The following is a 12,529-nucleotide window of genomic DNA, read 5'->3' as shown; positions in this document are numbered from 1 at the left end:
GCGTCACTCACCAGTCGCCTTGGCGATGATCTCCTTCGCCACGCTCTGCGGCACTTCAGCGTAGGAGTCGAACTGCATGCTGTAGCTAGCCCGGCCCTGGGTCTTCGACCGCAGGTCGCCGACGTAGCCGAACATCTCCGACAGCGGCACCAGAGCCCGGACGACGCGAGCGCCGCTGCGCTCCTCCATCGCCTGGATGATGCCCCGACGGGAGTTGAGGTCGCCGATGACGTCACCCATGTTCTCCTCAGGAGTGGTGACCTCAACGGCCATCATCGGCTCGAGCAGTGCGGGGTCGGCCTTGCGGGCCGCCTCCTTCATCACCATCGAACCGGCGATCTTGAACGCCATCTCGGACGAGTCGACCTCGTGGTACTGCCCGTCCAGCAGCGTCAGCTTGAGACCCACAAGCGGGAAGCCGGCGAGGATGCCGTACTGCATGGCGTCCTGGGCGCCCGCGTCCACCGACGGGATGAACTCCCGGGGGATGCGACCACCGGTGACGGCGTTCGCGAACTCGTAGGTCGGCGAGTCGTTGCCAAGCGGCAGCGGCTCGACGCTCACGATGACGCGGGCGTACTGACCGGAGCCACCGGTCTGCTTCTTGTGGGTGTACTCGATCTTGTCCACCTTGCGGCGGATGGTCTCGCGGTATGCCACCTGCGGCTTGCCGAAGTTCGCCTCGACGTTGAACTCGCGGCGCATCCGGTCGACCATGATGTCCAGGTGCAGCTCGCCCATGCCGGAGATGACCGTCTGACCGGTCTGGTCGTCGAGCTTGACCCGGAACGTCGGGTCCTCCTCGGCGAGCTTCTGGATGGCGGTGCTGAGCTTCTCCTGGTCGGCCTTGGTCTTCGGCTCAATGGCCACCTCGATGACCGGCTCCGGGAAGGTCATCGACTCCAGGATGACCGGGTTCGCCGAGTCGCAGAGCGTGTCGCCGGTGGTGGTCTGCTTGAGACCCTGGACCGCGATGATGTCGCCGGCCTTGGCGGAGCTGCGCTCCTCCCGCTTGTTGGCGTGCATCTGGTAGATCTTGCCGATGCGCTCCTTGCGGTCCTTGGTGGAGTTGACCACCTGGGTACCGGTCTCGACCACGCCGGAGTAGACCCGGACGTAGGTGAGCTTGCCGAGGTGCTTGTCGGTCTGGATCTTGAACGCCAGGCCGGAGAACGGCTCGGAGGTGGACGGCTTCCGCAGCATCGGGGTCTCGCCGTCGGTGGCCGTACCCTCGATCGCCGGCACGTCCAGCGGCGACGGCAGGTAGTCGATGACGGCGTCGAGCATCGGCTGGACGCCCTTGTTCTTGAACGCCGAGCCGCAGAGCACCGGGTTGGCCTTGCTGGCGATGGTGGCGCGCCGGATGGCGGCCTTGATCTCCTCGGTGGAGATCTCCTCGCCCTCCAGGTACTTCTCCATCACCGCGTCGTCGACGTCGGCCAGGGTCTCCATCAGCTTCTCGCGCCACTCGGCCGCGGAGTCGGCCAGCTCGGCCGGGATCTCCTCGATCGCGTAGTCCTCACCCTTCTGGGTCTCCCCGCGCCAGGTGAGGGCGCGCATGCCGACCAGGTCGACGACGCCGATGTGGTCGCCCTCCAGGCCGATCGGGATCTGGAGCACCAGCGGGGTGGCGTTGAGCCGGTCGATCATCATCTGCACGCAGCGGAAGAAGTCGGCGCCGGTCCGGTCCAGCTTGTTGACGAAGCACATGCGCGGGACGCTGTACTTGTCCGCCTGGCGCCAGACGTTCTCCGTCTGCGGCTCCACACCGGCCACGCCGTCGTACACGGCGACCGCACCGTCCAGGACACGCAGCGACCGCTCGACCTCGACCGTGAAGTCGACGTGACCGGGCGTGTCGATGATCTGGATCGTGTGGCCCTTCCACTCGCACTTCGTGGCGGCGGAAGTGATGGTGATACCGCGCTCCTGCTCCTGCTCCATCCAGTCCATGACGGCGGCGCCCTCGTGGACCTCACCGATCTTGTACGTGATGCCGGTGTAGAACAGGATTCGCTCGGTGGTAGTGGTCTTACCGGCATCGATGTGCGCCATGATGCCGATGTTGCGTACGTTGGCGAGCGCGTCTGCGGCGGCCACTTCAATCCCTACTTATCGTCGTCTCGACACAACTGGTGGCGGTTCCGGCGCCTCGTGGGCGCCGGAACCTCAGGTGTTACCAGCGGTAGTGCGCGAAGGCCTTGTTGGACTCGGCCATCTTGTGCGTGTCCTCGCGCCGCTTGACGGCGGCACCGAGGCCGTTGCTCGCGTCCAGCAGCTCGTTCATCAGCCGCTCGATCATCGTCTTCTCACGCCGGGCCCGGGAGTAGGTCACCAGCCAGCGCAGACCGAGGGTGGTCGCGCGGGCCGGACGGACCTCGACCGGAACCTGGTAGGTGGCGCCACCGACACGGCGGCTACGCACCTCGAGGGTCGGCTTCACGTTGTCCATCGCGCGCTTGAGCGTGACGACGGGGTCGGTGCCGGACTTCTCGCGGCAGCCCTCCAGGGCGGCGTACACGATGCGCTCGGCGAGCTGACGCTTGCCGCGCAGCAGGATCTTGTTCACCAGCTGGGTGACCAGCGGCGAGTTGTACACCGGGTCAGCGACCAGCGGCTTCCGCGGAGCGGGTCCCTTACGCGGCATGTCAGCTCTTCTCCTTCTTCGCGCCGTAACGGCTGCGAGCCTGCTTGCGGTTGCGGACACCCTGGGTGTCCAGCGAGCCGCGAACGATCTTGTACCGCACGCCGGGGAGGTCCTTCACACGGCCGCCACGCACGAGCACGATCGAGTGCTCCTGCAGGTTGTGGCCGACGCCCGGGATGTAGGCGGTCACCTCGATCTGGCTGCTGAGCTTGACGCGAGCGACCTTGCGCAGCGCCGAGTTCGGCTTCTTGGGAGTGGTGGTGTACACGCGAGTGCACACGCCGCGCCGCTGGGGAGACCCCTTGAGCGCCGGGGTCTTGGTCTTGGTCGTCTTGGCCTGTCGGCCCTTCCGGACCAGCTGCTGAATGGTGGGCACCGGGTTTCTCCGCTCCCTTCGGCCGCTGCGAGGCGACCGCGCCGTCTGCTCTAGCCGGCCTGATGGACGGCTCTCCTACATTTCGACCGGGGCCACATGGACCCCAGCACCCGCGGTCGGGCGTGTCGCCCGAGTCACGGTCCCGTGCCGGCCGCTCGCGCGTCGTCCCGGGATCTTTGGTCTTGGTGGTGCGACCACGCGATCACCGGGATGACCGGCTCCAGCGCACGCACGCATTGCCCGGGCGAGCCCGGGCGCAAGGGGAAAGAGTACCCACCACAGGCGCGCCGGTCAAAACGGAACGGTTCGTCGGGACTGCTCCGCAGCCCCGCCGGCCGGCTTCCGGATCGCCGTTACGCCCCCGACAGGCACCTACGGTGACAAGTGTACCGGCTGATCCGGCGTACGGCCCGGCGGCCCGGACACGCCCCGGGTCCGACGACGCAGGACATTCCGCAGAACAACGACGAATCCCCCAGCGGTTCTCACGTGATCTGCACCACCAGGGCCAGCCCGAGCCCGATCACACTCAGCAGCAGTCCGACCGCGCCGCAGCTGAGCCCGGCCACGGCCAGGCCGGTGCCGGTGAACCGGACCGCGGGCGGCGGCGCCGGCCGCCGGATCTGCCGCCGGGCGAAGAACCAGGCCACGATCGCCCCGACCCCACCGAGCGCGCCGAGCACGGTGAAGGCGCCCGCCGCCCAGGCGCCGCCGTAGTTCGGACCCGCGATGCCGAAGCAGAAGACCAGCAGCGACACCAGGATCGAGGCGATCCCGGCGATCAACGAGCCAATGGCCAGCCCGGAGGTGACCGGCGGCACGTCGAGATGGACCACCCCGAACGGGGTACCCGGCACCGCGTCCACCCGCTTCGGCGGCCGGGGTGCCTCGGGCGGAGGCGGCGGGAGCACCGGCCCGCCGCCGGGCGCGTTCCCCGGCGTCCCCCACCCACCGCCGTGGCCGGGCCCGCTGACCGGGTACGCCCCGAGCCCGCCGTGCCCGGGCTCCCCCGGGTGGTACGGCGGCGCACCCGGCCCGGACGGCTGCTGGTGCACCGCCGGAGGGTGCACCGCCGGAGGGTACGGTCCCGCCGGCGGCCAAGGGCCGGGCGGCCCGGACACCGGCCCGCCAGCCCGGTCGGCGCGTTCCCACTCTCCGCCGGCCGGACCGGCTGGCTCCCCGCCAACCGGGGCGGCACGCTCCCCGACCGGCGAGTCGACGCGCCCGCCGGCGGCCGAGTCGACGCGCCCGCCGGCGGCCGGCGGGGGCGCCCACGGGCTGGTCGGAGCCGGGTCCCGCGGGGACACGGCGGGGTCCGCCCCGGCGCCGGGGCGGGTCGGGTCGCCGCCCGGCGCAGCCGGTTCCGTCACGGGGTCCTCCTGTCCATGGTCACCCGCCGTGCGGCGGACACCGGCCAGGCTACCGTCGCGGGTCACCGCCGGGTGGCCGGCGCGGAGCCCGCTCCCCCACCCGGTCAGTCGATGTTCGGGGCGAAGTCGTGCCCGAACGAGGCGTCGGCGTGCCGGACCACCCCGATCACCACCGCGGCCACCAGGGCGACGGCGGCGAGCACCAGGCCCACCTGGGCCAGCCGCTCGCCGCGGCGCAGCCGGTCCGCGCCGGTCAGATACCCCCCCGACGCGTACGCCTCCCGGCGGGCCTGCCGGACCAGCGTGAGCGCGATCGTCGACGGCACCACCCCGCCGACAAAGAGGCCGGTCAGCGCACCGATCAGGCCGAGCGCGAAGACGGCGCGGGCTTTCGTGGAGCGGACCGGCTCCGGGTCGTGCGGATGGCGGTGCGCCTGCGGCACGACGGGCACCTGCCCGGGCACGGTCGTCATGCTTTCCATCATGCCTCCCACCCGGGCGGCCTGACTCGGTGATCCACACCAGCCCGCCGAGGTGGTGGGTTCCGGGATGCATTGACCCCACCACCTCGCCGTACTGGAGTGGATCAAGAGCCGCCGGCACCCGCCGGAACGCGACGAGGCCCCCGGCGGATGCCGGGGGCCTAGTCGTTCGTGCGGTTTAGCGGTACGACCCGAAGTCGAAGTCGTCAAGCGGCACCGCCTGGCCGCTGGCCGGCCCGAAGCCGTAGTCGGTCTCCGGGTAGCCGGTCATCGAGTAGACCTTGGCCTTCGCCTCCTCGGTCGGCTCGACCCGGACGTTGCGGTACTTGCTGATGCCCGTACCGGCCGGGATGAGCTTACCGATGATCACGTTCTCCTTGAGGCCGATCAGCGAGTCGCTGCGGGCGTGGATCGCCGCGTCCGTCAGCACCCGGGTGGTCTCCTGGAAGGAGGCCGCCGACAGCCAGGAGTCCGTGGCCAGCGAGGCCTTGGTGATACCCATCAGCACCGGACGACCGGCGGCGGGCTCGCCACCCTCGCCGACGAGCCGGCGGTTCTCCGACTCGAACAGCGCCCGGTCGACCAGCACGCCCGGCAGGAACTCGGTCGAGCCGGAGTCGATGACCGTCACCCGCTTGAGCATCTGCCGGATGATGATCTCGATGTGCTTGTCGTGGATGAGCACACCCTGCGAGCGGTAGACCTCCTGGACCTCCTGGGTCAGGTGGACCTGGACCGCACGCGGGCCGAGGATGCGCAGCAGCTCGTGCGGGTCGATGGTGCCCTCGGTGAGCTTCTCGCCGACCTCGACGTGGTCGCCGTCGTGCGCCCGGAGCCGGACCCGCTTGGAGATCTTGTCGTAGACGATCTCGTCGCTGCCGTCGTCCGGGATGACCACGATCTTGCGGGACCGCTCGCCGTCCTCGATCCGGATCCGGCCGGGGGTGTCGGCGATGGGCGCCTTACCCTTCGGCACCCGGGCCTCGAAGATCTCCTGCACACGGGGCAGACCCTGGGTGATGTCCTCACCCGCGACACCGCCGGTGTGGAAGGTACGCATGGTCAGCTGCGTACCGGGCTCACCGATCGACTGGGCGGCGATGATGCCGACCGCCTCGCCGACGTCCACGGTCTTGCCGGTCGGCAGCGAGCGGCCGTAGCACGCACCGCAGACGCCCAGCTTCGACTCGCAGGTGAGCACGCTGCGCACCCGGACCGTCTCCACCCCGGCGGCGACGATGGCGTCGACGCCGATGGAGTTGATGTCCTGGCCACGGTGGGCCACCACGGTGCCGTCCGGCCCCTTGATGTCGTCGGCGAGCGTCCGGGCGTGCACGCTGGTCTCGGCGTGCTCGTGCACGACCAGCTTGCCGTCCAGCTGCTCACCGATCTGCATCGGGATGGCCCGGTCGGTGCCGCAGTCCTCCTCGCGGATGATGACGTCCTGCGAGACGTCCACCAGACGCCGGGTCAGGTAGCCCGAGTCGGCGGTACGCAGGGCGGTGTCCGCGAGGCCCTTCCGGGCGCCGTGCGTGGAGATGAAGTATTCCAGCACGGAGAGACCCTCCCGGTACGAGGCCTTGATCGGCCGCGGGATGATCTCGCCCTTCGGGTTGGCCACCAGACCACGGATCGCCGCGATCTGCCGGAGCTGGAGCAGGTTACCGCGGGCACCCGAGTTGATCATCTTCCACAGCGGGTTCTCCTGCGGCAGCGCGGTGTCCATCTCCTTGGCGACCTCGTTCGTCGCCTTGGTCCAGATCTCGATGAGCTCGCCGCGACGCTCCTCGGCGGTCATCAGACCACGCTGGTACTGCTTGTCGATCCGGTCGGCTTCCTTCTCGTACCGCTCCAGGATCTCCCGCTTGCGCGGCGGAGCGATGACGTCCTCCATGCCGATGGTGACGCCGGACCAGGTGGCCCAGTGGAAGCCGGCCTCCTTGAGCCCGTCCAGGGTGGCCGCCAGGGCCACCTTCGGGAAGCGCTCGGCGAGGTCGTTGACGATCGCGGAGAGCTGCCCCTTGCGGATCTCGTAGTTCACGAAGCGGTAGCCCGGGGGCAGCGTCTCGTTGAACAGGACCCGGCCCAGGGTGGTCTCCACCGTCACCGGCTCGCCCTCGACCCAGCCCTCGGGCGCGGTCCACGGCTGCGCGCCGGCGCCGTTGTCGACACCGATCACGTCGTGCAGCCGGATCTTGACCGGGGTCTGCAGGTGCAGCTCGCCGTTGTCGTACGCCATCCGCGCCTCGGCGTCGGAGCTGAACGCCCGGCCCTCGCCCGTGCCACCCGGAGTGAGGTGGGTGAGGTGGTAGAGACCGATGACCATGTCCTGGGTGGGCATGGTGACCGGCTTGCCGTCGGCCGGCTTGAGGATGTTGTTCGACGACAGCATCAGGATCCGCGCCTCGGCCTGGGCCTCGGCGGACAGCGGCACGTGGACCGCCATCTGGTCACCGTCGAAGTCGGCGTTGAACGCGGTGCAGACCAGCGGGTGGATCTGGATCGCCTTGCCCTCGACCAGCTGCGGCTCGAAGGCCTGGATACCCAGGCGGTGCAGGGTGGGCGCCCGGTTCAGCAGGACCGGGTGCTCGCCGATGACCTCTTCCAGCACGTCCCACACGACCGGCCGCTGCCGCTCGACCATCCGCTTGGCGGACTTGATGTTCTGCGCGTGGTTGAGGTCGACCAGCCGCTTCATCACGAACGGCTTGAACAGCTCCAGCGCCATCTGCTTGGGCAGGCCGCACTGGTGCAGCTTGAGCTTCGGGCCGACCACGATGACCGAACGGCCGGAGTAGTCGACGCGCTTGCCGAGCAGGTTCTGGCGGAACCGGCCCTGCTTGCCCTTGAGCATGTCGGAGAGCGACTTCAGCGGCCGGTTACCCGGGCCGGTGACCGGACGACCGCGACGGCCGTTGTCGAACAGCGCGTCGACGGCCTCCTGGAGCATCCGCTTCTCGTTGTTGACGATGATCTCGGGGGCGCCGAGGTCGATCAGCCGCTTGAGGCGGTTGTTCCGGTTGATCACGCGACGGTAGAGGTCGTTCAGGTCGGACGTCGCGAAGCGGCCACCGTCGAGCTGCACCATCGGGCGCAGGTCCGGCGGGATGACCGGGACACAGTCGAGGACCATGCCGAGCGGCGAGTTCCGGGTGTTCTGGAACGCCGCGACGACCTTCAGGCGCTTGAGCGCACGGATCTTCCGCTGGCCCTTGCCGGAGCGGATGGTCTCGCGCAGGTTCTCCGCCTCGGCGGTGAGGTCCATGTTCTGGACCAGCGCCTTGATGGCCTCGGCGCCCATGCTGCCGGTGAAGTACTCACCGAAGCGGTCCCGCAGCTCGCGGTAGAGCAGCTCGTCGGTGACCAGCTGCTTCGGCTCCAGCTTGCGGAAGGTGTCGAGGACCTCGTCGAGGCGGTCGATCTCGCGCTGGGCCCGGTCGCGGATCTGGCGCATCTCGCGCTCTCCGCCCTCCTTGACCTTGCGCCGGACGTCCGCCTTCGCGCCCTCGGCCTCCAGCTCGGCCAGGTCGGCCTCGAGCTTGGCGGCACGCTTCTCGATCTCCGAGTCGCGGCTGTTCTCGGACTGCCGCTTCTCGGCCAGGATCTCGTTCTCGATGGTCGAGAGGTCGCGGTGACGCGCGTCGGCGTCCACGCTCGTCACGACGTACGAGGCGAAGTAAATGATCTTTTCGAGGTCCTTCGGGGCGAGGTCCAGCAGGTAGCCCAGCCGGCTCGGCACGCCCTTGAAGTACCAGATGTGGGTCACCGGAGCGGCCAGCTCGATGTGACCCATCCGCTCCCGGCGCACCTTGGAGCGGGTCACCTCGACGCCGCAGCGCTCGCAGATGATGCCCTTGAAGCGGACCCGCTTGTACTTACCGCAGTAGCACTCCCAGTCCCGCTGCGGACCGAAGATCTTCTCGCAGAAGAGCCCGTCCTTCTCCGGCTTCAGGGTGCGGTAGTTGATGGTCTCGGGCTTCTTGACCTCGCCGTGGGACCACTGACGGATGTCGTCGGCGGTGGCGAGACCGATGCGCAGCTCGTCGAAGAAGTTGACGTCGAGCACTATGTCCCCTATGTCGTCGTCTGTACTGCTAGCTAACGGGCGGGAGCGGGGGCCGGCGAGCCGACCCCCGACTCACCGCCTCAGACCTCTTCGACCGAGCTCGGCTCGCGCCGGGACAGGTCGATGCCCAGCTCCTCCGCCGCCCGGAACACCTCGTCGTCGGTCTCGCGCATCTCCAGGGCCACACCGTCGCTGGAGAGCACCTCGACGTTGAGGCACAGCGACTGCAGCTCCTTGAGCAGCACCTTGAACGACTCCGGGATGCCCGGCTCGGGGATGTTCTCGCCCTTGACGATGGCCTCGTAGACCTTGACCCGGCCGAGGACGTCGTCGGACTTGATGGTCAGCAGCTCCTGGAGGGCGTAGGCGGCGCCGTACGCCTGCATGGCCCAGCACTCCATCTCGCCGAAGCGCTGGCCACCGAACTGCGCCTTACCACCCAGCGGCTGCTGCGTGATCATCGAGTACGGACCGGTCGAGCGGGCGTGGATCTTGTCGTCGACCAGGTGGTTGAGCTTCAGGATGTAGACGTAGCCGACCGCGATCGGGTCGGGCAACGGCTCGCCGGAACGACCGTCGAACAGCTGCGCCTTGCCGGTGCGCCCGATCAGCTGGTTGCCGTCCCGGTTGGGCCGGGTCGACGCCAGCAGACCGGAGATCTCCTCCTCGCGGGCACCGTCGAAGACCGGAGTGGCCACGTTGGTGTCCGGCTCGGACTCGTGCGCGTTGATCGAGCGGAGCTGGCGCTTCCACTCCTCGTCGTCACCGTCGACGCTCCAGCCGGTCTTGGCCACCCACCCGAGGTGGGTCTCCAGGACCTGGCCGATGTTCATCCGGGACGGCACGCCGAGCGGGTTCAGCACGATGTCGACCGGGGTGCCGTCCTCCAGGAACGGCATGTCCTCGATCGGCAGGATCTTGGAGATGACGCCCTTGTTGCCGTGGCGGCCCGCGAGCTTGTCACCGTCCTGGATCTTGCGCTTCTGGGCCACGTAGACCCGCACCAGCTCGTTCACGCCCGGGGGCAGCTCGTCGCCGTCCTCGCGGGAGAAGGTGCGTACGCCGATGACCGTGCCGGTCTCGCCGTGCGGCACCTTCAGCGAGGTGTCACGGACCTCGCGCGCCTTCTCCCCGAAGATCGCGCGAAGCAGCCGCTCCTCCGGGGTCAGCTCGGTCTCGCCCTTCGGCGTGACCTTGCCGACCAGGATGTCACCGGGGACGACCTCGGCGCCGATCCGGATGATGCCGCGCTCGTCGAGGTCGGCGAGCATCTCCTCGCTGACGTTCGGGATGTCGCGGGTGATCTCCTCCGGGCCGAGCTTGGTGTCCCGGGCGTCGACCTCGTGCTCCTCGATGTGGATCGAGGTGAGCACGTCCTGCTGCACGAGGCGCTGCGACAGGATGATCGCGTCCTCGTAGTTGTGGCCCTCCCAGCACATGAACGCCACCAGCAGGTTGCGTCCGAGCGCCATCTCGCCCTCGTCGGTGCACGGACCGTCGGCGACGACCTGGCCGGCCTCGACGCGGTCGCCCTCGAAGACGACCGGCTTCTGGTTGACGCAGGAGCCGGCGTTGGAGCGGCGGAACTTGTGCAGCAGGTACGTCCGGCGGTGGCCGTCGTCCTGGTGGACGGTGATGTAGTCCGCGCAGAGGTCCTCGACCACACCGCCGACCTCGGCGACGACCACGTCGCCGGCGTCCACGGCCGCACGGTATTCCATGCCCGTACCGACGAGCGGAGCCTCGGCCTTGACCAGCGGCACCGCCTGACGCTGCATGTTCGCGCCCATGAGCGCGCGGTTGGCGTCGTCGTGCTCCAGGAACGGGATCATCGCGGTGGCGACCGAGGTCATCTGCCGCGGCGACACGTCCATGTAGTCCACGGCCCCGGGCGCCACGTCCTCGGTCTCGCCGCCCTTACGGCGGACCAGGACGCGATCCTCGGCGAACGTGCCGTCCGACCGCAGCGGCGCGTTGGCCTGCGCCTTGACGAACCGGTCCTCCTCGTCCGCGGTCAGGTAGTCGATCTGGTCGGTGACCCGACCGTCGATGACCTTCCGGTACGGCGTCTCGATGAAGCCGAACGGGTTGACCCGGGCGAAGGTGGAGAGCGCGCCGATCAGGCCGATGTTCGGGCCTTCCGGCGTCTCGATCGGGCACATCCGGCCGTAGTGGGACGGGTGCACGTCGCGGACCTCGAAGCCGGCCCGCTCACGGGACAGACCACCCGGGCCGAGCGCGCTCAGCCGGCGCCGGTGGGTCAGACCCGCCAGCGGGTTGGTCTGGTCCATGAACTGGGACAGCTGCGACGTGCCGAAGAACTCCTTGATCGCCGCCACCACCGGGCGGATGTTGATCAGGGTCTGCGGCGTGATCGCCTCGACGTCCTGGGTGGTCATCCGCTCGCGGACGACCCGCTCCATCCGGGAGAGACCCACCCGGACCTGGTTCTGGATCAGCTCGCCCACGGTGCGCAGGCGACGGTTGCCGAAGTGGTCGATGTCGTCGGCCTCGTAGCCCTCCTCACCGGCGTGCAGCCGGCAGAGGTATTCCACGGTGGCGACGATGTCGTCCTCGGTCAGCGTGCCGGTGTTCATCGGCACGTCGACTTCGAGCTTCTTGTTGAACTTGTAGCGCCCGACCTTCGCGACGTCGTACCGCTTCGGGTTGAAGAAGAGGTTGTCGAGCAGGGTCTGGGCGTTCTCCCGGGTCGGCGGCTCGCCAGGACGGAGCTTCCGGTAGATGTCCAGCAACGCCTCGTCCTGGCCGGCGATGTGGTCCTTCTCCAGGGTGGTCATCATGAGCTCGGACCAGCCGAACTTCTCGCGGATGCGCTCCGCGGACCACCCGATGGCCTTCAGCAGGACGGTGACGGCCTGCCGGCGCTTGCGGTCGATGCGTACGCCGACCGTGTCGCGCTTGTCGATGTCGAACTCCAGCCAGGCACCCCGACTCGGGATGACCTTGACGCTGGAGAGGTCGCGGTCGGAGGTCTTGTCCGGCTGCTTGTCGAAGTAGACGCCCGGCGAGCGGACGAGCTGGCTGACCACGACGCGCTCGGTGCCGTTGATGATGAAGGTGCCCTTCGGCGTCATCATCGGGAAGTCACCCATGAACACCGTCTGGCTCTTGATCTCGCCAGTGGTGTTGTTGGTGAACTCCGCGGTCACGAACAGCGGCGCGCAGTAGGTCAGGTCCTTCTCCTTGCACTCCTCGATCGAGGCCTTGACCTCGTCGAAGCGCGGAGCGGAGAAGGACAGCGACATGGTGCCGGAGAAGTCCTCAATGGGACTGATCTCGTCGAGGATCTCCGCGAGACCCGAGCGTGCGTGCGGGTCGTCCGCCGACCGGCCCTGCCAAGCCTCGTTGCCGACGAGCCAGTCGAAGGACTCGTTCTGAATGGCGAGGAGGTTGGGGACCTCGAGGTGTTCGGTGATCCGACCGAAAGAAACTCGGCGGGGCGCGAAAGCGCTCGACGTACGACTGGTCTTCGCAGGGCGGGAAGCTGCCAAGATGCGTCCTTCCGAGGACCGGTGCTGCAGAACGGCTGGTACGCGTGCACTCCAATGACCCCACCAGAAATATCCA

Annotated in this window: 7 protein-coding genes; all 7 read right to left on the bottom strand. The window is 68.7% G+C overall.

What is annotated here, in order from left to right; genetic code table 11:
- Window positions 1-3: 3 nt before the first annotated feature.
- Window positions 4-2,100 (bottom strand): elongation factor G, encoded by a 2,097-nt coding sequence (gene fusA, locus O7602_RS02380; RefSeq protein ID WP_281586604.1) that lies wholly within the window; start codon window positions 2,098-2,100, stop codon window positions 4-6.
- 76 nt (window positions 2,101-2,176) lie between these two features.
- A complete protein-coding gene (rpsG, locus tag O7602_RS02375; RefSeq protein ID WP_077938296.1) occupies window positions 2,177-2,647 on the bottom strand; it encodes a 30S ribosomal protein S7 in 471 nt (156 codons plus the stop codon).
- A 1-nt stretch (window position 2,648) separates the two neighbouring features.
- The gene (rpsL, locus tag O7602_RS02370; protein ID WP_007465318.1) at window positions 2,649-3,023 is read right to left on the bottom strand and encodes a 30S ribosomal protein S12; all 375 of its coding nucleotides are present in this window, start codon (window positions 3,021-3,023) and stop codon (window positions 2,649-2,651) included.
- Between the two features lie 485 nt (window positions 3,024-3,508).
- Window positions 3,509-3,889 carry a hypothetical protein gene (locus O7602_RS02365; protein ID WP_281590077.1) on the bottom strand — a complete coding sequence of 127 codons (381 nt, stop codon included), beginning with the start codon at window positions 3,887-3,889 and terminating at the stop codon, window positions 3,509-3,511.
- 608 nt (window positions 3,890-4,497) lie between these two features.
- Window positions 4,498-4,866: a hypothetical protein gene (locus O7602_RS02360; protein WP_281586603.1), complete on the bottom strand. Its 369-nt coding sequence runs from the start codon at window positions 4,864-4,866 to the stop codon at window positions 4,498-4,500.
- A gap of 187 nt (window positions 4,867-5,053) precedes the next feature.
- Entirely contained in the window at window positions 5,054-8,941 is a 3,888-nt protein-coding gene (locus O7602_RS02355) for a DNA-directed RNA polymerase subunit beta' (protein ID WP_281586602.1), read from the bottom strand.
- A gap of 80 nt (window positions 8,942-9,021) precedes the next feature.
- Complete coding sequence (locus tag O7602_RS02350; protein WP_281586601.1) at window positions 9,022-12,453, bottom strand: DNA-directed RNA polymerase subunit beta; 3,432 nt, start codon at window positions 12,451-12,453, stop codon at window positions 9,022-9,024.
- Between the last annotated feature and the right edge of the window lie 76 nt (window positions 12,454-12,529).

It is taken from the genome of Micromonospora sp. WMMD1128, from assembly GCF_027497235.1.
Lineage (GTDB): Bacteria > Actinomycetota > Actinomycetes > Mycobacteriales > Micromonosporaceae > Micromonospora.
This window is presented reverse-complemented; position numbering and strand designations above follow the sequence as displayed.